Annotated in this window: 18 protein-coding genes; 10 read left to right on the top strand and 8 right to left on the bottom strand. The window is 75.2% G+C overall.

Features of this window, described 5'->3' with window-relative positions; translation table 11 throughout:
- Positions 1–605, bottom strand: a 605-nt coding sequence (locus ACFW1A_RS23570) for an FAD-dependent oxidoreductase (RefSeq protein ID WP_380411187.1), incomplete at its 3' end; no start/stop codon positions are given.
- 181 nt (positions 606–786) lie between these two features.
- Between ACFW1A_RS23570 and ACFW1A_RS23565 the strand changes: the two genes are divergently transcribed.
- Positions 787–1290: a GNAT family N-acetyltransferase gene (locus tag ACFW1A_RS23565; protein WP_380411189.1), complete on the top strand. Its 504-nt coding sequence runs from the start codon at positions 787–789 to the stop codon at positions 1288–1290.
- A gap of 3 nt (positions 1291–1293) precedes the next feature.
- Here ACFW1A_RS23565 and ACFW1A_RS23560 read toward each other — a convergent pair whose 3' ends face one another.
- Genes ACFW1A_RS23560 through ACFW1A_RS23550 form a run of 3 tightly spaced genes read right to left on the bottom strand, consistent with a single transcriptional unit; the run spans position 1294 to position 4677 of the window.
- Positions 1294–2028: a succinate dehydrogenase/fumarate reductase iron-sulfur subunit gene (locus ACFW1A_RS23560; RefSeq protein ID WP_380411186.1), complete on the bottom strand. Its 735-nt coding sequence runs from the start codon at positions 2026–2028 to the stop codon at positions 1294–1296.
- Between the two features lie 16 nt (positions 2029–2044).
- Complete coding sequence (locus tag ACFW1A_RS23555; protein ID WP_380411184.1) at positions 2045–3982, bottom strand: fumarate reductase/succinate dehydrogenase flavoprotein subunit; 1938 nt, start codon at positions 3980–3982, stop codon at positions 2045–2047.
- A complete protein-coding gene (locus ACFW1A_RS23550; protein WP_380411183.1) occupies positions 3979–4677 on the bottom strand; it encodes a succinate dehydrogenase cytochrome b subunit in 699 nt (232 codons plus the stop codon). Before ACFW1A_RS23550 ends, ACFW1A_RS23555 begins: the two co-directional genes overlap by 4 nt.
- Before the next feature lie 84 nt (positions 4678–4761).
- Between ACFW1A_RS23550 and ACFW1A_RS23545 the strand changes: the two genes are divergently transcribed.
- The 3 genes from ACFW1A_RS23545 to ACFW1A_RS23535 all read left to right on the top strand — a co-directional run bounded on the left by ACFW1A_RS23545 (position 4762) and on the right by ACFW1A_RS23535 (position 7798).
- A complete protein-coding gene (locus ACFW1A_RS23545; RefSeq protein WP_380411182.1) occupies positions 4762–5637 on the top strand; it encodes a LysR family transcriptional regulator in 876 nt (291 codons plus the stop codon).
- 109 nt (positions 5638–5746) lie between these two features.
- On the top strand, positions 5747–7264 hold the full coding sequence (locus ACFW1A_RS23540; protein ID WP_380411180.1) for an FAD-dependent monooxygenase: 1518 nt from the start codon (positions 5747–5749) through the stop codon (positions 7262–7264).
- A 135-nt stretch (positions 7265–7399) separates the two neighbouring features.
- Positions 7400–7798, top strand: a complete 399-nt coding sequence (locus ACFW1A_RS23535; RefSeq protein ID WP_380411179.1) for a hypothetical protein — start codon at positions 7400–7402, stop codon at positions 7796–7798.
- Positions 7799–7805: 7 nt separating this feature from the next.
- On the opposite strand, the gene ACFW1A_RS23530 is transcribed toward ACFW1A_RS23535, so the two are convergent.
- The gene (locus ACFW1A_RS23530) at positions 7806–8339 is read right to left on the bottom strand and encodes a DinB family protein (protein ID WP_380411177.1); all 534 of its coding nucleotides are present in this window, start codon (positions 8337–8339) and stop codon (positions 7806–7808) included.
- A 100-nt stretch (positions 8340–8439) separates the two neighbouring features.
- On the opposite strand from ACFW1A_RS23530, the gene ACFW1A_RS23525 reads away from it, so the two are divergent.
- The 3 genes from ACFW1A_RS23525 to ACFW1A_RS23515 are packed head-to-tail and all read left to right on the top strand — an operon-like array spanning position 8440 to position 12329.
- Complete coding sequence (locus ACFW1A_RS23525) at positions 8440–9432, top strand: helix-turn-helix transcriptional regulator (RefSeq protein ID WP_380411175.1); 993 nt, start codon at positions 8440–8442, stop codon at positions 9430–9432.
- 33 nt (positions 9433–9465) lie between these two features.
- Positions 9466–9858, top strand: a complete 393-nt coding sequence (locus ACFW1A_RS23520; RefSeq protein ID WP_380411174.1) for a hypothetical protein — start codon at positions 9466–9468, stop codon at positions 9856–9858.
- On the top strand, positions 9855–12329 hold the full coding sequence (locus tag ACFW1A_RS23515; protein ID WP_380411188.1) for a DUF4132 domain-containing protein: 2475 nt from the start codon (positions 9855–9857) through the stop codon (positions 12327–12329). The genes ACFW1A_RS23520 and ACFW1A_RS23515 overlap by 4 nt, the downstream gene beginning before the upstream one ends.
- 88 nt (positions 12330–12417) lie before the next feature.
- On the opposite strand, the gene ACFW1A_RS23510 is transcribed toward ACFW1A_RS23515, so the two are convergent.
- From ACFW1A_RS23510 to ACFW1A_RS23500, 3 genes are all read right to left on the bottom strand, one after another.
- Positions 12418–12990 (bottom strand): TetR/AcrR family transcriptional regulator, encoded by a 573-nt coding sequence (locus tag ACFW1A_RS23510; protein ID WP_380411173.1) that lies wholly within the window; start codon positions 12988–12990, stop codon positions 12418–12420.
- 172 nt (positions 12991–13162) lie between these two features.
- Positions 13163–14056: a hypothetical protein gene (locus tag ACFW1A_RS23505; RefSeq protein WP_380411171.1), complete on the bottom strand. Its 894-nt coding sequence runs from the start codon at positions 14054–14056 to the stop codon at positions 13163–13165.
- A gap of 259 nt (positions 14057–14315) precedes the next feature.
- A complete protein-coding gene (locus ACFW1A_RS23500) occupies positions 14316–16055 on the bottom strand; it encodes a protease pro-enzyme activation domain-containing protein (RefSeq protein WP_380411170.1) in 1740 nt (579 codons plus the stop codon).
- A 215-nt stretch (positions 16056–16270) separates the two neighbouring features.
- Between ACFW1A_RS23500 and ACFW1A_RS23495 the strand changes: the two genes are divergently transcribed.
- The 3 genes from ACFW1A_RS23495 (at position 16271) to ACFW1A_RS23485 (ending at position 20357) form a co-directional block, all read left to right on the top strand.
- Positions 16271–16972 (top strand): TetR/AcrR family transcriptional regulator, encoded by a 702-nt coding sequence (locus tag ACFW1A_RS23495; protein ID WP_380411169.1) that lies wholly within the window; start codon positions 16271–16273, stop codon positions 16970–16972.
- A gap of 61 nt (positions 16973–17033) precedes the next feature.
- Positions 17034–18191 carry a serine hydrolase domain-containing protein gene (locus ACFW1A_RS23490; protein ID WP_380411168.1) on the top strand — a complete coding sequence of 386 codons (1158 nt, stop codon included), beginning with the start codon at positions 17034–17036 and terminating at the stop codon, positions 18189–18191.
- A 273-nt stretch (positions 18192–18464) separates the two neighbouring features.
- Positions 18465–20357, top strand: a complete 1893-nt coding sequence (locus ACFW1A_RS23485) for a hypothetical protein (protein WP_380411166.1) — start codon at positions 18465–18467, stop codon at positions 20355–20357.
- Positions 20358–20388 lie beyond the last annotated feature (31 nt).

Below are 20388 nucleotides of genomic sequence, written 5' to 3'. Positions count from 1 at the left end.
GGCAGCAGCCGCTCGACGGCCGGGGAGAGCTCGGTGCGGCCGTAGACCACCCGGCCGCCGGTGTCCGGCACCCGGGCCTGCGGCAGGTGGGCCCGCCGGACGGCCGAGTTGACCCCGTCCGCGCCGACCAGCAGGTCGGCGGTGGCCTCCCGGCCGTCGGCGAAGCGCAGCCGCACCCCGTCCGCGTCCTGCTGGAGGCCGGTGAGCTCGTGCCGGTAGTGGATCCGCTCCGCCAGCCCCGTGGCCAGGAGTTCGCGCAGCGTGCGCCGGTCGACCGAGGTGGCCAGCGCTTCGGGGGCGTAGGGGTCGGCGGTGCGGTCGAGCTCCGTCCGGTGCAGCAGGCGCAGCCCCTCGGTGACCACGGTGAAGGCCCGGCCCGGCTGCCCGCAGGTGGCCAGGAAGAGCTGCAGCAGCTCCGGCGGCAGGCAGTCCCGCAGGGCGAGCCCCGCCCGCGCGTCCACGTGCAGCCGGTACCCCTGGCGGCGGGAGTCGGGCGCGTCGTCCCGCTCGTAGACCGCGACCTCGACGCCGGCCCGGCGCAGGCCCTGCGCCAGGCAGAGCCCGCCGAGTCCGGCACCCACCACTGCGACCCTCGGACCGTTCATCGCGCCGCCCCCTTCGGTCACCCATTCTGGGGACGCCGCCCGGGGCGGGCAAGGAACCTCAGGGTGCGACGGGTGGGATCCCCGACCCGGCGTCGGGGTCGGCTCCTCCTGCGGGCGGACGCGCCGCGTGCGCGGCCCGCCGTCCCGGCGCCGAACTGCGAGGATGGCCGACATGACGAGGATGCCGACCGACTGGACCGTGCGGACCGAGACCGCCGCCGACCGCGCCGCCGTGCGAGCGGTCCACCTGGCCGCCTTCGAGACCGCCGCCGAGGCCGACCTGGTGGACGCGCTGCGGGCGGACGCCGACTGGATCCCCGAGCTGTCGCTGGTGGTCGAGGCGCCCGACGGCGCACTGGTCGGGCACGTGCTGCTGACCAGGTGCCGGATCGGCGGGCAGCCGGCGCTCTGCCTGGCCCCGGTCGCGGTGCTGCCGGCCCACCAGGGCGCCGGGGCCGGCTCGGCCGGCATCCGGGCGGCGCTGGCGGCCGCCCGGGAGCGCGGCGAACGGGCCGTCACGGTGCTGGGCCACCCCGGGTACTACCCGCGGTTCGGCTTCGTCCGGGCCTCGGCGCACGGGATCCGGCCGCCGATGGAGGTGCCGGACGAGGCCATGATGGCGCTGGCCCTGGCCGGGGAGCTGCCCGCCGGCACCATCGGGTACGCCCGGCCCTTCGGCCTGTAGCGCTCAGCGCCCGCCGCGCAGGAACTCGCGGTTGAGGGTGCCGATCGCGTTCAGCGGGATCCCCTTGGGACAGGCCGTGGCGCACTCGCCGGTGTTGGTGCAGCCGCCGAAGCCCTCCGCGTCCATCGCCCCCACCATCGAGCGCACCCGGCTGCGCCGCTCGGGCGCGCCCTGCGGCAGCACGTTCAGGTGCACCACCTTGGCCGCCGTGAAGAGCATCGCCGAGCCGTTCGGGCAGGCGGCCACGCAGGCGCCGCAGCCGATGCACTCGGCGTGCTCGAAGGCCAGGTCGGCGGCCTCCTTGGGCACCGGGGTGGCGTGCGCCTCGGGCGCGCTGCCGGTGGGGGCGGTGATGTAGCCGCCCGAGCCGATGATCCGGTCGAACGCCGAGCGGTCCACCACCAGGTCCTTGACCACCGGGAAGGCGGCGGAGCGCCACGGCTCCACGTCGATCGTGTCGCCGTCGCGGAAGTGGCGCATGTGCAGTTGGCAGGTGGTGGTCCGCTCCGGCCCGTGCGCCCGGCCGTTGATCACCATCCCGCAGGCGCCGCAGATGCCCTCGCGGCAGTCGTGGTCGAAGGCCACCGGCTGCTCGCCGCGCAGGATCAGCTCCTCGTTGAGCGTGTCCAGCATCTCCAGGAAGGACATCTCCTCGCTGATGCCGGTCACCTGATAGGTCGTCAGGGCGCCCGGCCGGTCCGGTCCGGACTGCCGCCAGATCCGCAGGGTGAGGTTCACGAATGGCTCCCGGGTGCTAGGCGTAGCTGCGTTGGGTGGGGCGGACGTGTTCGAAGGCGAGCTGTTCGCGGTGCAGCACCGGTGGCCGGTCCGCGCCGCCGAACTCCCAGGCGGCCACGTAGTCGAACGCCTCGTCGTCGCGGGCGGCCTCGCCGTCGGGGGTCTGGCTCTCCACCCGGAAGTGGCCGCCGCAGGACTCGGTGCGGTGCAGCGCGTCCAGGCACATCAGCTCGGCGAGCTCGAAGTAGTCGACCAGCCGGTTGGCCTTCTCCAGCGTCTGGTTGAGCTCCTGGCCGGTGCCGGGCACCTTGAGCCGGCGCCAGAACTCGGCGCGCAGTTGCGGGATCCGCTCCAGCGCCGCCCGCAGGCCCGCCTCGCTGCGGGCCATCCCGCAGTGCTCCCAGAGCAGTTCGCCCAGCTCGCGGTGGAAGGACTCGGGGGTGCGGTCGCCGTCGACGGCCAGCAGCCGGTCGAGCCGGTCGGTCACCTCGGCCTCCAGCTCGGCGATCCGCGGGTGGTCGGGCGCCGGCCGGTCGGCGGGCGTGCGGGCCAGGTAGTCGGCGAGGGTGGCGGGCAGCACGAAGTAGCCGTCCGCCAGGCCCTGCATCAGCGCGCTCGCGCCGAGCCGGTTGGCGCCGTGGTCGGAGAAGTTGGCCTCGCCGATCGCGAACAGGCCCGGCACGGTGGTCTGCAGGTCGTAGTCCACCCACAGGCCGCCCATGGTGTAGTGGATCGCCGGGTAGATCCGCATCGGCACCCGGTACGGGTCCTCGGCGGTGATCCGCCGGTACATCTCGAAGAGGTTCCCGTAGCGCGCGGCCACCGCCTCCCGGCCGAGCCGGGCGATGGCGTCGGCGAAGTCCAGGTAGACGCCCTGGCCGCCCGGGCCGACCCCGCGCCCCTCGTCGCAGACCACCTTGGCGGCCCGGGAGGCGATGTCGCGCGGCACCAGGTTGCCGAAGGACGGGTACATCCGCTCCAGGTAGTAGTCCCGCTCCTGCGGCGGGATCAGCCCGGCCGGCCGGGTGTCGCCGGGCTTCAGCGGGACCCAGATCCGGCCGTCGTTGCGCAGCGACTCGCTCATCAGGGTCAGCTTGGCCTGGTGCTCGCCGGAGCGCGGGATGCAGGTCGGGTGGATCTGGGTGAAGCACGGGTTGGCGAACAGGGCGCCGCGCCGGTGGGCCCGCCAGATCGCGGTGGCGTTGGAGTTCTTGGCATTGGTGGAGAGGTGGAAGACGTTGCCGTAGCCGCCGGTGGCCAGCACCACGGCGTCCGCGAGGTGGGTGCGGACCGCGCCGGTCACCAGGTCGCGGGCCACGATGCCGCGGGCCCGGCCGTCCAGCACCAGCAGGTCCAGCATCTCGGTGCGGGCGTGCATCTCCACGGTCCCGGCGGCGATCTGGCGCGACAGCGCCTGGTAGGCGCCGAGCAGCAGCTGCTGGCCGGTCTGGCCGCGGGCGTAGAAGGTGCGGGAGACCTGGACGCCGCCGAACGAGCGGGTGTCCAGCAGCCCGCCGTACTCGCGGGCGAACGGCACGCCCTGGGCCACGCACTGGTCGATGATCTCGACCGAGATCTGGGCCAGCCGGTGCACGTTGGACTCGCGGGCCCGGAAGTCCCCGCCCTTGACGGTGTCGTAGAACAGCCGGCGGATCGAGTCGCCGTCGTTGCGGTAGTTCTTGGCGGCGTTGATGCCGCCCTGGGCGGCGATCGAGTGCGCCCGCCTGGGGGAGTCCTGGAAGCAGAACTGGAGGACGCGGTAGCCCTGTTCGGCGAGCGTCGCGCCCGCCGCGCCGCCCGCCAGGCCGGTGCCGACCACGATCACCGTGCGGCCGCGCCGGTTGGCCGGGTTGACCAGCCCGGCCTCGAACCGACGCCGGTCCCACCGGTCTTCGATCGGGCCGGCGGGTGCCTTGGTGTCGGCGATCGGGTCGCCCTCGAGGTAGCGGGTCATCGGACGGCTCCCGTCATCACGGCGATCGGAACGGAGAGGAACCCGGCCGTCAGCAGCAGTGCCAGTGCGTCGGCGGTGCGCTTCAGCACCCGGTCCCGGCGCGGGCTGTTGAGGCCCAGGGTCTGGGCGGCGCTCCAGAACCCGTGCCGCACGTGCAGGCCCAGGGCCAGCACGGCCAGGCAGTAGATCCAGCCGCTGTACCAGGTGTGGAAGGAGGCCACCACGTTCTGGTACGGGTGCCCGGCCTCGGCGCGCGGGTTCACCGTCAGGGTGGTCAGGTCCAGGATGTGCCAGACGACGAACAGGCCCAGGATCACGCCGCCCCAGCGCATGGTGCGGGTGGCGTAGCTGGTCCGGGCCCGGGTGTGCCGGTAGCCGGTGGGTCGGGCGGCGCGGTCGCGCCGGCTCAACTGGTAGGCGGCGGTGGCGTGCACCACCACCGCGGCGGTCAGCGCCGTGCGGGCCAGCCAGAGGAACCACTCGTGCCCCAGGAACGGCTGTCCGACGGTGCGCAGCCAGGCCGCGTAGCCGTTCAGCTCGCCGGGCCCGAAGAAGATCTTGAGGTTGCCCAGCATGTGCGCCACCAGGTAGGCCAGCAGGACCAGCCCGCTGGCCGCCATGGCCGCCTTCTTGCCCACGGTCGAGCGCCACAGGGCCCGCGGCCCGAAGGACCTGCTCGCAGTCGTCAGTGCCATGGGGACGACGGTAGGCAGCGGCGCCACGATCCGTCCAAGACATGTATCCGCTGTTCATGATAGGCAGCACCTATCATCGGCTCCATGCAGCTGCACCAGCTCCGCTACTTCACCGCCGTCGCCGACCTGGGCCACTTCACCCGGGCGGCCGAGCAGCTGCACGTGGCCCAACCGTCGCTCTCCCAGCAGATCCGGGCACTGGAACGGGAGTTGGGTGCCGAGCTGGTGCACCGGGGCCGCGGCGCCAGCACCCTGACCGACGCGGGCGAGGCGCTGCTGCCACTGGCCCGCCGGATCCTGGCCGACGCCGACTCGGCCCGGGTGGCGGTGCGCGAGACCCTCTCGCTGCGCCGGGGCCGGGTGCGGCTGGGCGCCCCGCCGAGCCTGTGCACCAGCCTGCTCCCCGACGTGCTGCACCTCTACCGCACCCGCCACCCGGGCGTGGAGCTGCAGGTCCGCGAGGACGGTTCGCGCGACCTGGTCCGGGTGCTGGCCGCCGGCGAACTGGACCTGGCGCTGATCATCACGCCCGCCGACGCGCCCGGCCTCGCGGTCACCGAGCTGCGCCGCGAGGAGCTGGTGCTGCTCTCCGCCGCACCGCTCTTCGCGCGGCGCCGGCACGCCCGGATCGAGGACCTGCGCGACCGGCCGCTGGTGATGTTCCGGGAGGGCTACGACGTCCGCGAGGCCACCCTGACGGCCTGCCGGCAGGCCGGCTTCACGCCCGGGTTCGCCGTCGAGGGCGGCGAGATGGACGCGGTGCTGTCCTTCGTCCGGGCGGGCCTGGGCCCCGCCGTGGTCCCCGCCCTGGTGGCCGCCCGCACCGGGCTGACCGTCACCCCGTTCGCCGCCCCCGCGCTGCACCGCACCATCGCGCTCGCCCACGGCGCCGAGGTCCCGTTGACCCGGGCCGCCGCGGCGATGCGGGAGGTGGTGCTGGGGCAGCTGGGGGAGGCGTAGGCCCGGCGGCCGCGCTCGGTACACTGCTCGCCGATCGCGCGGGCCGCAGGGGAGTTGACGGCCCGGGTGGTCCTTCCCTTCACTTTCGCTGCGAACAAGAGGACTGCCGGTGAGCGAGCCGATCATCGTCGTGGGTGCGGGTCCGGTCGGGCTGACCGCCGCGCTGGAGCTGGCCCGGCGCGGGGTGCCGGTGCGGATCCTGGACCGGCTGGCCGAGCCCACCACCGAGTCGCGGGCCATCCTGGTGCACGCGCGCAGCCTGGAGCTGTTCGAGCGCCTCGGCCTGGCCGAGCAGGTGGAGGCGGCCGGCGTGCGGACCACCGCGATGGAGCTGCACTCGGCGGGCGAGGTGCTCGCCCGGGTCGAACTCGACCTGGTGGACAGCGTGTTCCCCTACTCGGTGACCATCGCGCAGACCGAGACCGAGCGGATCCTCACCGAGGCGCTGGCCGGCCACGGAGTGACCGTCGAGCGCGGGGTGGAGCTGACCGGGCTGACCCAGGACGACGGCGGGGTCCGGGCCGTCCTGACGCACGCCGACGGGCACGAGGAGACGGCCACCACCGGGTGGCTGGTCGGCGCCGACGGCGGCCACAGCCGGACGCGGCACCTGGCGGGCAGTGCGCTGCGGGGCTCGTTCACGGGCGAGAAGTTCCTGATGGGCGACGTCGACGCCGAGCACGACCTCGACCCGCACACCATGTACACCTACTTCACCGCGCACGACGGCCCGCTCATGGTCTTCCCGATGGTCGGGGAGCGGCTCCGGCTGATCGCCCAGATCCCGACCGAGGAGCAGCGCGAGGCCTCGCTGGAGTGGCTGGAGCGGGTGGTGGACGAGCGTGCCGAGCGGCCGATCCGGATCTCCCGCGCCCGCTGGCTGACCACCTTCGAGGTCCACCACGCCCAGGTCCCGCAGTACCGGGTCGGCCGGGTGCTGCTGGCGGGCGACGCGGCGCACGTGCACAGCCCCGCGGGCGGGCAGGGGATGAACACCGGCATCCAGGACGCGCACAACCTGGGCTGGAAGCTCGCCCTGGTCAGCCGCGGCGAGGCCGGGCCGGGCCTGCTGGACAGCTACCACGCGGAGCGCCACCCGGTCGGCGAGCAGGTGATCCGGTTCGCCCACGCACTGATCAAGGCGGGCACCCTGGCCAACCCGGTCGCGCAGAAGCTGCGGAACAAGGGGATGCAGGCGCTCACCGCGCTGGCCCCGGTCCGCCAGGCGATGGCGGACCGCACCGAGGAGACCTCCGTCGCGTACCAGGACAGCCCGATCACCGTTCCCGGCCGCGGCAGCGGCGAGCACCTGCGGGACGCGGGCCCCGCGCTGCGGGCGGCCCTGGCGGGCGAGCGGGACCACGTGCTGCTGACCGTGGCACCGAAGGGCACCGCCCCGCAGCCGGTGGCCGGCATCCCGGCCCGGCAGGTGCTGATCGGCGCCGACGACGCCGCGGTGACGGGCTACGACGCCGTGCTCCCCGACCCCGACGGGCACGCGGCCACCCGCTACCGGCTCCCGCACGGCGGCCGGCTCCTGGTCCGCCCCGACGGCTACCTGGCCGCCGTCGCCGGGCTGGACGAGGACGGGCCGCTGCACGCCTACCAGTCCCTGCTGCGCGGCTAGCCCCCGCCGCTGTCCGGTCCGTCCCGGTTCCGGGTGTGTCGGGCTTCCCGGTGTGTACTGCGCCCTCCCGCCCCGCCCGGCGGCTACCGTCGTCGCAGTCGTCGCGTCGTTGCGAGCAGAACAGGGGAAGTCCGCATGGACCCGGAGCGGGTAGGTCAGGAAGCGGAGGCGGAGCTGGTCCGGCTGGCGGCGGAGGTCGGGGCGGACCTGCGCTTCGTCGGGCTGCCGGTGCAGGAGGCGGGTGACTCCTGGCAGCTCGGGGCGGGAGCGCCGGCCGTCTTCGTGGTCTGCTACGACCCGAGCCGGGCCGACACCGGCGGCGTCTACGTGCGGTGGAGCCCGAGCGCGGAGATCAAGGAGCTGATCGTCTCCGCGCCCGAGCTCGCCCAGCGGCGGGCACTGCCGCTGGGCACCGTCACCCTGGAGGCGATGACGGACGCCGCCGAGGCCGTCCTCAGCACGGCCGGCTGGGAGACCGAGCGCGCCGTGGACACGGTGCACGAGACCGCGCTGAAGGTCTCCCGCCGGGGCTGACGATCCGTCAGCCCATGCTCTTCGCACCGTCCAGCGACTCGCGGACGATGTCCGCGTGGCCCGCGTGCTGGGCGGTCTCGGCCATGATGTGCAGCAGCACCCGGCGGGCCGACCACTTGGCGTCCGGCTCGAACCAGGGGGCCTTCGGCAGCGGCTGGGTGGCGTCGAGGTCGGGCAGGGCGGCCACCAACTCGTCGGTGCGGCGCGCCACTTCCTCGTAGGCGGCGAGCACGCCGGCCAGCGTCTCGCCGGGCAGCAGGCGGAACTCGTCGGCCCGGCGGGCGTAGTCGGCCTCGGTGAAGGTGGAGAAGTCGGGGAAGGCGTCCGGGCCGTCGACGATGAAGTCCGCCCAGAGCCGCTCGACCGTGGCCACGTGCTTGATCAGCCCGCCCAGGCACAGCTCGCTGGCGCAGGTGCGCAGCCCGGCCTGCTCGTCCGTCAGGTCCCGGGTGGTGAACCGCAGGAAGTGGCGCTGCTTGGCCAGGCCGACCAGCAGGTCGGCGCGCTCGCCGGTGACGGCCGGGGTGGTGGTCTCGGTCATGGTTCTCGCCTCTCGTCGCCTTGCTCTCGCTTGCTTCGTGTTCCACGGTAGAGCGGGAAGCGGTCACTTCCTGACCGCAATCACCGGGAGAATCGCCGACATGGCGAACACCAGCACCCGCACGCTGCGACTGCTCTCCCTGCTCCAGACCCACCGCTTCTGGCCCGGCGAGGAACTGGCCGGACGGCTCGGCGTCTCCGTGCGCACCCTGCGCCGCGACATCGACCGGCTGCGCGAGCTCGGCTACCCCGTGGACGCGCAGCGCGGGGTGGACGGCGGCTACCAGCTCGCCGCCGGGGCCGCGCTGCCACCGCTGGTGATCGACGACGAGGAGGCGGTGGCCCTGGTGATCGGCCTGCAGGCGGCCGCCGAGGGCGCCGTGGCCGGGATCGCCGAGGCCTCGGTGCGGGTGCTGGCCAAGGTGGTCCAGGTGATGCCGGCCCGGCTGCGCCGCCGGGCGGAGGCACTGCGGGCGATGACGGTGCCCGGCGAGTGGGACGGGCCGGCCGACTCCGGGGTGGACGCCGAGGCCCTCACCGTGGTGGCGATGGCCTGCCGGGACGCCGAGCACCTGCGGTTCTCGTACACCACGGCGCAGGGGCGCGGCTCGGCCCGCGAAGTGGAGCCGCACCGCCTGGTCTTCCTGGACCGGCGCTGGTACCTGGTCGCCTACGACCTGGGCCGGCACGCCTGGCGCAGCTTCCGCCTGGACCGGCTGACCGCCCCGGCCGGCACCGGCGCCCGCTTCCGCCCGCGCGAGCTGCCGGGCGGCGACGCGGCCGACTTCGTCCGCGCGGGCCGCAACAACGCCCCCCGCCCGTACCAGGTCGTCGCCGTGGTCCGGGCCCCCGCCCAGCAGGTCTGCGAGCGGATCGGCCGCTGGGCCGTGGTCGAGCCGCTCACCGGGTCCAGCTGCCGGGTGCGGCTGTCCGCGGAGGAGGTCGCCTGGCCCGTCATGGCCCTGGGCGTGACCGGCGCCGAGTTCCAGGTCCTCGAACCGCCGGAGCTGGTCGCCGAGGTGCGGGCGATGGCGGACCGGCTGGCCCGGGCGGCCGCCGGGCCCGGGGCGGCGGCCGACCGCCCCGGGCCGTGATCGGTGTCCGTGCCGGCCCGTACTGTCTGCGGCATGGCAAGAGTGACGTTCGTCGACGAGACGACTTCGGGGGCCCGCAGCGACGGGTGGGGGCTGGAGATCGCGGAGGAGCGGCTCACCGTGCGGGAGCTGATCCGGCGACGGGTCTTCCAGGAGGTCGCCGAGTACAACGCGGCGACGCCGGAGGTGTTCCAGGGGCTGGTCCAGCCGCAGGACACCGAGCGGGTGCTGAACGGCTACGCGCTGCGCACGCCGCGCCGGATCGACCCCGAGGCGCAGTGCGAGCTGGCGCTGCGGGCCTTCGCGGGCAACGGGTTCCTGGTGCTGGTGGGGGACCGTCAGGTCGTCGATCCGGACCAGCAGGTCGACCTGGTGCTCGGCACGGTGGTCACCTTCCTCACGCTCGTGCCGCTGGTGGGGGGCTGACCGTGACGCAGGTCCAGGAGATCCGGGAGCGGGTCCGCGGGTACGGCAGTACCGGGCAGCCGGCGGAGCTCGCCGCCGACCTGCTCCGGGTCGCGGCCGCCGTCAACTCCCGCTGGGGCGGGAAGTGGGCCGCGGTGCCGCAGGAGCTGCGCGCCCTGCCGGTCGAGCGGCGCACCGCGCTCGTCGACGCCCTCGCGGAGCGCTACCACGCGGCCGGGACGCACCCCGGCGCCCGCGACAACGCCCTGACCCTGCTCGGCATCGTCGCGCGCGACCTGCCCGGCGACCGGCTGCTGACCGAGCGCCTGAAGCGGCTGGACGGACTCGGCCGGGTGCACACCCTCTGGTACCGCGAGCAGTTGCAGGACCTCGCCGAGGCCGAGCTCGCGGCCGGCCGGACCCTGGCGCCCGCCGTGGTGGCCGTCTTCCGGCGCTCCGCCCTCCAGGGCTACGACGACGCGATGAGCGCGCTGGCTGCCAAGCTCACCGAGCCGGTGCTCAACGTCGGGGAGGAGTGGGCCGAGCGCGCGCTGCGGGACGTCGAGCAGGTGCCGGACACCGCCGACTGGCTCGCCCTGCTGCGCCTCGCGACCACCGCCACCGCCGCCAGGCCCACCCGCGCGTGGGAGCAGCAGGCCCGCACCCTGGTCGAGGCGCTCGGCGCCGACCGGGTGCGCAGCACCGTGCTGCCCTGGCTCGCGCTGGTCGGCCGCCGCACCTTCGAGCTGGAGCGCGCGGAGTACGAGCCCGACGTCAACAACGCCTACGACCCCTACAACGCCAACGCGCTGCGCGGGCTGACCTGGGCGCTCGCCCTGCTGCCCGGGCACCCGGACACCGCCCGCGCCCTCGGCGCGCTGGCCGAGACCTCGCTGCGGAAGGTCGCCGGGCTCGGCCCGCGCAACCCGAAGGTGGCGAACGCGGCCGTCACCGCGCTCGCCCGGACCGACGGCGAGCCGGCGCTGGCCGAACTGGCCCGCCTGGCCGCCCGGGTGACGTACAAGGGCACCCTCAAGCTGATCGACACCGCGCTGCGGACCCGGGCCGAGGCGCTCGGCCTGTCCCGCGAGGAGGTCGAGGAACTCGCCGTCCCGACGTACGGGTTGACCGAGGTCGGCCGGGCCGAACAGCTGCTGGGCGAGTGCACCGCCGTGCTCGAGGTCCGGGGCGGCAAGGCGGTGCTCTCCTGGCGCAACGCAGCAGGCAAGGCGGCCAGGACCGTGCCCGCCGCCGTCAGGCGCGACCACGCCGAGGAGCTCAAGGAGCTGAAGGCGGCGGCCAAGGACATCGACAGGATGCTCTCCGCCCAGAGCGAGCGCCTGGACCGGCAGTTCCTGGCCCGCCGCAGCTGGACCTACCGGGTCTGGCGCGAGCGCTACCTCGACCACCCGCTGGTCGGCACGCTGGCGCGCCGGCTGCTCTGGACGGTCGACGGCACCGCCGTCGGCTTCGCGGACGGCGAGCTGCGCACCCTCGCCGACGACCGGGTGCGGGACGGGGCCGAGGTGCGGCTCTGGCACCCGGTGGACCACGAGCCCGCCGCGATCGTGGCCTGGCGCGACTGGCTGGAGCGGCACGCGATCACCCAGCCGTTCAAGCAGGCCCACCGCGAGGTGTACCTGCTGACCGACGCCGAGCGGGCGACCGGCAGCTACTCCAACCGCTTCGCGGCCCACGTGCTGCGCCAGCACCAGTTCCACTCGCTGGCGGCCGTCCGGGGCTGGCGGAACAAGCTGCGGCTCATGGTCGACGACGTGCTCCCGCCGGCCACCCGCGAACTGCCGCAGTGGGGGCTGCGCGCCGAGTACTGGATCGAGGGGGAGGGCGATGCCTACGGTGCGGACACCACCGACTCCGGCAGCTACCTGCGGCTGACCACCGATCAGGTCCGGTTCTACCCCGTCGACGCGCCGGAGAACTGGGCGCACTGCGGCGGCGGTGGCTACAGCACGGGGTGGGGCCGCGGCGGACCCGCGGCGGACCCCCTCCCGCTCGCCGGCATCCCGCCCCTGGTGCTGTCCGAAGTCCTGCGCGACGTCGACCTGTTCGTGGGGGTGGCCAGCATCGGCAACGACCCGACCTGGCAGGACGGCGGCCCCGCCGGCCGGTTCCAGGAGTACTGGACCAGCTACGGCTTCGGCGAGCTCAACCAGAGCGCCGAGACCCGCCGGGTGCTGCTGGAGCGCCTGGTGCCCCGGCTGGCCGTCGCCGACCGCTGCACCCTCGAAGGCCGGTTCCTGCACGTGCGGGGCGAACGGCACACGTACAAGATCCACCTCGGTTCCGGCAACATCCTGCGGACCCCGAACGACCAGTACCTGTGCATCGTCCCGAAGGCCGGCCCGGCCTCCCCGCAGACCGGCTACCTGCCCTTCGAGGGCGACCGGATGCTCGCGGTGATCCTCAGCAAGGCGATCCTGCTGGCCGAGGACACGAAGATCACGGACCCGACGATCCTCAGCCAGCTGTAGCCGCCGGACCCGCCCACCGCCGCAGCCCGGGCCTGACTGCTGCGTTGCACGGCTGACGGAGCAGGCAGGCCGGTCGGCCGGAGCGCGGTCAGTGCGGCCGCAGGCCGGTGAGGACCACGTCGAAGACCCGCTCCCGGGCCACCGGATCCGCGGCCAGCTGCTCCGCCGCGGCGCCCGTGCTGACCAGCAGCGCGATCAGCTCCGGCAGGCCGAGGTCGGGCCGGACGGCCCCGGCGCGCTGCGCCGCGGCCAGCAGCTCGGTCAGCTGGGTCCGCATCACCGTGCTCTGCTCCCGCAGGGACGCGTGCACGTCCACCCCGGCCGCGGCCAGCGCCCGGGTGAACTCCTCCTTGCCCGCGGACTGCTCGACGATCAGGCGGAAGCAGGTCGCGAAGGCCTCGGCCGGCTCGGCCTCGGCGGTCAGCTGCGCGGTGCGGGCCGTGATGGTCTCCAACCGCCGGACCATGACCGCCTCCAGCAGCGCCTCCTTGGTGGGGAAGTGCCGGAAGAGGGTGCCGACCCCGACCCCGGCGGCGCGGGCGATCTCCTCGGTCGGCACGCCGACGCCGCGGGTGGTGAACACCTCGGTGGCGACGTCCAGCAGCCTCGCCCGGTTGCGGGCCGCGTCCGCGCGCAGCGGGCGCCGGGCAGCGTCACTCATCCCCACTCGTCCCTCCCGTCCGGGGCGAAGGCGTCCCCGGACCACCGGAGCAGCCGGTTCGTCGGGTCCGAAGCGGAGCTGCCGGTCCGATCCTACTGGCGCGTCCTGACGGGGGCTCCGGTCGCGGGACCGGCCGTGCCCGGGTGCTGCGGGTCCGGGCCGGCGGCTCCGGCTACCCCCGGACCCGCAGGCGCACCCGCGGCCGGCGGCCGATCCGCGGCCGGGTGCGGGCCGGTGCGGCGGGCGGCCGTCGGCGCAGCGTGCGCAGGCGGGCGACCGGACGCGGGTCGTGCCGCGGCCGGGGCGGGACCAGCGGCTCCGGCGGTACCGGGTGCGGCGGGCGGGCGCAGATCGTGCCGAAGGCGGCGACCACGGCTTCGAGCAGCAGCAGCGCGGTGAGGCTCCGCAGCCACTTCCCCAGCAGCGCGAGCATCAGCGCCACGGCCGCCGTGACCAGCAGGCCCCGCACCTGGCCGGAGTCGACGCCGCGCCAGAGCCGACGGGCCTTCAGGACGCAGGCCTGCAGCACCAGCGCCGTGCAGGTGAGGCCCGCCACCAGCAGGTACGGTCCGTCGCTCGGCAGCTGGTCGGCCGGCTGGCGCAGGCCGGCCAGCGAGACCGCGACCGGCGCGCCCTGCCAGCGCTCCACCTCGACCCGGTCGCCGGGGCGGACCCGGGTGAGCACCGGCTCGGTGCCGTGCAGCTTGATGCCCTCCCGGCCGCCCCCCGCCAGGGGCCGGACCACGATCCGGTCGTCCGGGTCCCTGCCCCTCTCGGCGTGCACCTCCACCGTCAGCTCGGTGCTCGTCACCAGGCAGGCCCCGGTGACCGTGCCGGTCGGACAGGGCCGGGCGGCCCGGTACCGGGCGGCGTCGTCGAAGGTCGACGGGAGCAGGGTGGTGAACCAGACCAGGACCGCCAACGGGAACAGCGCCGCCAGGGCGAGCAGTGCGGCGCCGACCCGGCGGAGCCGGCGGACCCGGCGTCCGGGCGGCGCGGCAGCCTCCCGGCGCGCCTGCGCGGCCCGGGCCCGCCCGGCCGCCCGGAGCCACTGACGGTCCGCCACGCGCCGGCGGGTGACGGCCGGCGGGTGCGCGCGGGAGTGCGGCCTCAGGGGTGTTCCTCGGTCGGGGCGGGACGGGCGGCCGTCAGCCTAACCAGCCCGCGGCGACCGCCGGGCACCGCCCCACCTGCGACGTTGCTGCGCCCGCCGGCTCGCGGACGCGCCCGGCGCCCGCCGGACCGTCAGCAGCACCCCGGGACCGGGGTGCTGCGCGGGGCTCCGCCCGGGTCGGCGCACCGGGCGGGCGGAGCCGCCGTTCCGGTCACACCGGTGCCGGGGCGGGCGCGGGGGCGACCGTCGGGCCGGGCACCGGAGCCGCCACCGCGTCCAGGGCCTTCAGGCCGTCCAGCAGGGCCTGCCCGCCGGGCGAACCGAACCCGGTGCACGCGTCCCAGTGCGGGCCGGCGGCGTAGGCGCCGTTGCTGCCCTGGGTGATGTCGCGCAGCACGCCGTCGGCGAGCCTGGTGTAGAGCAGCGGGTTGAGGAAGCCGACCGGCGCGCCGAGGGCCTGGTTGACCCGGGCGAGCAGGGCGGACCACTGCGGGGCGGCGGCGCTGGTGCCGCCGATCTGGACCAGGTGCTGGCCGTCCACGCTGATGATCAGCACGCCGGTGGCCGGGTCGGCCAGCGCCGAGACGTCGGGCACGCCGCGCCCGCGCCGGTGCGGCGGGTTGGCCGAGGGCGGCACGTTGGCGCCGGACTGCCAGGGCGGCACCGGGAACCAACGGCTGATCCCGCCACCGGTGGCGCTGCCGGGGCCGTCGTCCCAGACCGTCTCGCTGGTCACCGTGGTGCCGCCCACCACCAGGCGGGTGCCGCCCACCGCCAGCACGTGCGGGCTGGAGGCCGGGAAGTCGGCGTGCGCGCGGGTGTCGCCGGCCTGGTCCCGGGAGCCGTCGTCGCCGGAGGCGCAGCAGATGCTGATGTTGCGCAGCGCCGCCTGGGCGAAGGCCTGGTCGACGGTGCTGATCGCCATCCTGGTCCAGGCGGAGCCGGGGTCGTCCTCGGGGTTGCCGTAGCTGCAGGAGACGATGGTGGGGCGGTTGGCGGTGTCGGTGACGATCGCGTTGAACGCGTCCACCCAGCCCTGCTCGGTGAACTCGGTGAAGTAGACGACGATCCTGGCGCCCGGCGCCAGGGCGCCGACCACCTGGAGGTCCAGCATGATCTCGCCGGTGCTGTCGGCGGGGTCGGCCTGGCGGTCGTCCCGCCCGGGGTCGTTGCCCGGGCCGAGCACCACGACGTCGGTGATCTGCGGCACCGGCGAGTGCAGCACCTGGGTGAAGTAGGTCTGCAGGGCCGCGAGCCGGTAGCCGCCGGACGGCGTCCCGGGTTGGGTCTGCCCGTTGAAGGCGAGCACCGCGACGGTCTCGCCGGTCCCGTCGAAGCCGGCGGGGTACTGGTAGGGCTGGGCCAGCGCGTTCGGCAGGAAGGTGCCGGCCGGCAGCGCGGCGGCGGCGAGCGAGTCCAGGGACACCCGGGCCGCCTGACGGGACAGCAGGTTGGCGCCCAGCGGACGGTTGTCCAGGCCGAGCACCGCGGTGACCGTGCCGGCCAGCTCGGCCGGCACGTGCACCGCGCCCTCGCGGCCCCGGTAGCTGCGCCAGCGCTGGTCGCGGTCCTGGTAGCGGTAGCGGGCCAGGGTGACCTGGAAGGCCTCGGACAGGTCGGCCGCGCTGCCGGACAGCCGCACGCTGCGGGCCACCGGGTTGACGGCGCTGACCATCAGGCGGTGCTCGGCGGCGAACCGCTCCACCGCCTCGATGTCGGACTGGGCGGCCCGGTGGGCGGCGGCGAACGCCGCGTCGTCCGGAACCGCCCGGCGGGTCGGCGGGACCATGGCCAGGTCCGTGGCGGAGGGGGCGGCCGGGGCGCTCGGGTCGGGCCGCAGGTAGACGGTGACGGACAGGGTCTCGGCCGGGTTGACCGGCCCGGCGACCGTGGCGCCGCGGCGCGGTGTCCGATCGCTGTCGGGTAGCGCGAGGTAGGGGGTTCGGGACATGGCTGACACCAGCTTTCGGCCGGTACGAGTGTCGGGCGACGGGCGGAAGGCAAAGCAGAAGAATCGGGGTACAGGCGACGCGTACGGCGTAAACGGGACACGTACGCATACGTCGGACATGTACTTTGTATACTTAGCTTTACCCTCCTGGGCGGACCAGTCAAGGGGGCGGACGGAGCGCGACGGGGGCGCCGGCGCGAGCGAGGAGGAGCCCCATGGCCAGCGGCCGACTCACCCGGTCCAAGGTGCTGGCCGCGGCGATCGCCCTGGTGGACCGTCAGGGCCTGGCCGCGCTCACCATGCGCCGACTGGCCACCGAACTCGGCGTGGAGCCGATGGCGCTGTACCGCTACGCCGCCGGCAAGGACGCGCTGCTGGACGGCATGGTGGAGGGCTTCTACGCGGAGGTGATGGACGGGCTCGGCAAGCCGGCCGGGGACTGGCGACGCGAGCTGCACCGGATCGCCACCGTCTTCTGCGAGGTCGCCGACCGCCACCCGGCGCTGCTCCCGCTGGTGGTGACCCGTCCGCTGAGCGTTCCGATGTCCCGCCGCCCGGCCCCGATGCTGCAGCTCAACGAGCGGATGCTCGACCAGATCGGACGGGCCGGCCACGACCCGCGCACCACGCTGCGGCTGTACCGCTCGCTGGTCGGCTTCTGCCTGGGCTACCTGCTGGTGGAGAAGCGACCGGTGGTGGACAACCCGGACGAGGCCGACCCGCTGCTGCGGTTCGGCCTGCACCGGCTCCCGGTGGCCGAGTACCCGAAGCTGCGCGAGCTGGCCCCGCTGCTGGCCGAGTACGACGCGCAGGCCGAACTCGCGGCGGGGCTGGACGTGCTGATCGCGGAGCTGCCGACCCACCCCGGCCGGGCCCGCAGGGCGAGGCGGCCCGCCGGGCGGAGCGGGGCGGAATAAGTCGGCGTCCCGCGGTGATTGATCGTTCCATAGTTGATCGATCACGCAATGGGGGATGTCGATGACGTACGACCACCAGGTCCAGGGCACCGTGGCCGCCGGCTTCGAGCAGGTCCGGGCCGAGTTCGCCGCCGTCGCGGCCGATCAGGGCGGCGACTACGCGGCCCAACTGGTCGCCTACGCGGGCAGCGAGCAGGTGGTGGACCTCTGGGTCGGCCCGGAGATGGCGGGGGACACCCTGACCGGCGTCTTCTCGGTGACCAAGGGCGCCACCGCGCTGGTGGTTGCCCTGCTGCTGCAGGACGGGGTGCTCGACCTGGACCAGCGGGTGGCGCACTACTGGCCGGAGTTCGCCGCCGCGGGCAAGCAGGACATCACGCTGCGCACGCTGTTCTCGCACCAGGCCGGCCTGGTCGGCGTCGAGGGCGGCCTGCGGGTCGAGGAGGTGGCGGACGACCGGGTGATCGCCGCCCGGCTCGCCGCCCAGGCCCCGTACTGGCGTCCCGGCGCCGCGCACGGCTACCACGCGCTGGTGATCGGCGCACTGGCCAACGAGGTGGTCCGCCGCGCCACCGGGCGGTCGGTGCAGGAGATCTACGAGGAGCGGGTGCGGGTGCCGTTCGACCTCGACTTCCACCTCGGCCTGCCGGCGGAGCTGGAGCCGCGGTTCCGCACCTCGCAGCCGCTGCTGCCCACCCCCGAGCAGCAGGCCGCGCTGCGGGCCGGCGCCACCGGGGTGCACAGCCTGACCGGCATCGCCTTCAACCGCAACCACCCGCAGGCCCCGGCGCTGGACGAGCTGCCCAACCTGCCGCTGGTCCGTCGGCTCAGCCCCGCCTCGGTCGGCGGGGTCGGCAGCGCGCGCGGGATCGCGGCGATGTACGCGGCGGCGGTCAGCGGGCTGAACGGCGCGGCCCCGCTGCTCAAGCCGGAGACCCTCGCGCTGGTCGGACAGATCCAGACCGCCGGCAAGGACCAGGTGACGCTGGGGGCCAACGCCTTCGGCGTGATCTTCCAGGCGGCCGCCGACCGGTACCCGGCGCTGGGTCAGGGCGCGATCGGCCACAGCGGCGCGGCGGGGGCGATGGCGCTGGCCGACCCGCGCAGCGGGCTCGCCTACGGGTACGTGCGGCGCCGGTTCACCTTCCCCGGCGGTGCGGCGCCGGAGAACGACCGGCTGGTGCCGGCCGTGCACGGCGCGGTAGTTGCCGCTCTCTGACGAATCGTCAGCACCACTCGACACCCCGTTCGGACCCCGGGTCCGGGCGGGGTGTCCCGCTGCTCACGGGGCGCGTGTCCTGCCGGTCCCACGCGGATCGGCGCGGCACAGTGGCCTCACCAGGGCCCGGGTGCGTGCAAGCGTCGAACGCCCACCCGTATCCTGACCTACCAGCAGGGACCCCAGGAGACGGAATCAGGCTCCACCCGCTCCCGGGTCGGCCCTCGCACCATCCCCGACGCAGCCTTCCCCGCCACGAACCGGACGATCCCCATGACAGTGCTTCCCGTGCAGAACGCCGATGTACCGCCGCAGGACCGCTCCGCCGGTCCGGGCAACGATGCTTCGCCCGACCTGGGCGAGAACCTGGCCAGGTACGCCGAGCTGGGCGGATTCACGCTGGCCGCCGACAGCCACGCCTGGTACGCCGCCGCCCCGACCGTGACCGGTGCCGAGGAGGCGCGGTCCGCCTCCACCGTGCTGGCCGAGGTGCGCGGTTGCGACCTGTCCCTGCTCCGCGAGGCCGCCGAGCGGCTGGCCGAGGAGGCCGCCCTGCGCGAACCCGCCTCGGTGGCCGAGGTGCTGACCCTGATCGGCCTGCTGCGGCGGGTCCGGGAGACCGCCGCCACGCTGCGTTCGGGTGCGTACGAAGCCGACCTGGACGCGCTCGCGGCCGCCACCGCCAACGGGAGTTGGCGACGCGAGCGCGGCCTCAAGCTGTCCTGGGGCCGACGCCGCCAGCTGCGCGCCGAGGCGCGCCGGCTGGCCGTGGCCGACCGGCCGCGGCGCGACGCGCTGCACGTGGCGCTGGTCGCGGCCGCCGCCGAGCGGGCCGAGTGGCAGGAGCTGGCGCCCGCCTCGGGCACGGTGGCCCGCCCGGTGGACGCCGAACTGCTGGAGGTCACCGGCCAGTCGGTGGAGGCGCTGACCGGCGGGCTGCGCGAGCTCAGCAAGTTGGTCGGGCGCGAACTGACCGTGCTGTCCTACGACGAGCTGGCCGAGCTGGTCGCGGCGCTGGCGGCGGACGAGGGCACGCTGTACCGGCTGCCCGAACTGCGCACGCTGCGCGCCGAGCTGGAGGCGGGCGGGCTGGGCGAGCTGCTCGCCGAGCTGACCGAGGCCCAGGCGGACCGCGCCGCCGCGCAGGCCGCGTACGCGGAGCTGCTGCGCGAGCAGGAGGCGGCGCAGGCCGAGGCCGACGTCGAGGACGAGGGCGAGAGTGAGCCGGCCGCGGAGGTTGCGGAGGCTTCGGTCGAGGCCGAGGTCGAGGCCGAGTCGGAGACGGAGACCGGGGCTGCGGAGTCGGACGAGGGCGCGGCCGAGGTGGCCGAGCCCGCGATCCTGATCCCGAGCCCCTCCCGCGAGCCGGTCCTGGAGTCGCTCCCGGTGCCGACCGAGGCGGACGCCGAGCCCGAGGCCGAGCCCGAGGCCGAGGCCGTCGCCGAGGTGGCGGCGGACGTGGAGCCGACGGCGGAGGTTGCGGTGGAGGCTGACGCCGAGTCCGCCGTCGAGCCGGAGCCCGAGGTCGACGCCGAGCCCGAGGCTGTGGCCGAGGTCGAGCCGGTCGCCGAGGTCGAGGCCGAGCTTGAGCCGGAGCTCGCAGTCGAGCCGGCCGCCGAGGTCGAGGTTGCCCCGGAGGCTGCGGCGGAGCCCGAGCCGGCTGCCGAGGTGGAGGTCGCTCCCGAGATCGCCCCCGAGGTCGAGGCCGAGTCGGTGCCCGAGCTCGCCGCCGAGCCGGAGCCCGAGGTCGACGCCGAGCCCGAAGCCGTGGCCGAGGTCGAGCCGGTCGTGGAGCCGGTCGCCGAGCCGGAGCCCGCCCCCGCCGTCGAGCCCGAGCCCGTCGCCGAGGTCACCCCGGCCGCGGAGGAGCCCGCCCCCGCTGCCGAGCCCGAGCCGGAGCCCGTCGCCGAGGTCGTCCCCGCCGCCGAGCCCGCGCCCGCCGCGCAGGCCCCCGCCGCCGGCAAGCCCGACCTCACCCCGGGCCGCCCCATCACCGCCTACTCCGCCGACGAGCTGCTCTCCCTGGTCCGCTGGCTGGACGCCGACGGCACCGAGCGCAACGACGACGAGCTGCTCCGCGCCGCCATGAAGGAGCTCGGCTTCGCCCGCCTCGGCCCCCGCATCAAGGACGCCCTGGGCACCGCGGTCACCGCCGCCCGCGCCTAGTCGCACGGCACCACCCCGCACCACCCACCCC

Source organism: Kitasatospora sp. NPDC058965 (assembly GCF_042741245.1).
Classification (GTDB): domain Bacteria; phylum Actinomycetota; class Actinomycetes; order Streptomycetales; family Streptomycetaceae; genus Kitasatospora.
The sequence above is the reverse complement of the archived record's forward strand: the minus strand, read 5'-3'. Positions and strand labels throughout refer to the sequence as shown.

Excerpts from the sequence above, each read along its gene's own strand:
- ACFW1A_RS23535 (WP_380411179.1), top strand. The coding sequence starts at position 7,400 with ATGGACCCGGAGCGGGTAGGTCAGGAAGCGGAGGCGGAGCTGGTCCGG.
- ACFW1A_RS23555 (WP_380411184.1), bottom strand. The coding sequence starts at position 3,982 with ATGACCCGCTACCTCGAGGGCGACCCGATCGCCGACACCAAGGCACCC.
- ACFW1A_RS23550 (WP_380411183.1), bottom strand. The coding sequence starts at position 4,677 with ATGGCACTGACGACTGCGAGCAGGTCCTTCGGGCCGCGGGCCCTGTGG.
- ACFW1A_RS23485 (WP_380411166.1), top strand. The coding sequence starts at position 18,465 with ATGACAGTGCTTCCCGTGCAGAACGCCGATGTACCGCCGCAGGACCGC.
- ACFW1A_RS23530 (WP_380411177.1), bottom strand. The coding sequence starts at position 8,339 with ATGACCGAGACCACCACCCCGGCCGTCACCGGCGAGCGCGCCGACCTG.
- ACFW1A_RS23510 (WP_380411173.1), bottom strand. The coding sequence starts at position 12,990 with ATGAGTGACGCTGCCCGGCGCCCGCTGCGCGCGGACGCGGCCCGCAAC.
- ACFW1A_RS23565 (WP_380411189.1), top strand. The coding sequence starts at position 787 with ATGCCGACCGACTGGACCGTGCGGACCGAGACCGCCGCCGACCGCGCC.
- ACFW1A_RS23520 (WP_380411174.1), top strand. The coding sequence starts at position 9,466 with ATGGCAAGAGTGACGTTCGTCGACGAGACGACTTCGGGGGCCCGCAGC.
- ACFW1A_RS23525 (WP_380411175.1), top strand. The coding sequence starts at position 8,440 with ATGGCGAACACCAGCACCCGCACGCTGCGACTGCTCTCCCTGCTCCAG.
- ACFW1A_RS23545 (WP_380411182.1), top strand. The coding sequence starts at position 4,762 with ATGCAGCTGCACCAGCTCCGCTACTTCACCGCCGTCGCCGACCTGGGC.
- ACFW1A_RS23495 (WP_380411169.1), top strand. The coding sequence starts at position 16,271 with ATGGCCAGCGGCCGACTCACCCGGTCCAAGGTGCTGGCCGCGGCGATC.
- ACFW1A_RS23490 (WP_380411168.1), top strand. The coding sequence starts at position 17,034 with ATGACGTACGACCACCAGGTCCAGGGCACCGTGGCCGCCGGCTTCGAG.
- ACFW1A_RS23500 (WP_380411170.1), bottom strand. The coding sequence starts at position 16,055 with ATGTCCCGAACCCCCTACCTCGCGCTACCCGACAGCGATCGGACACCG.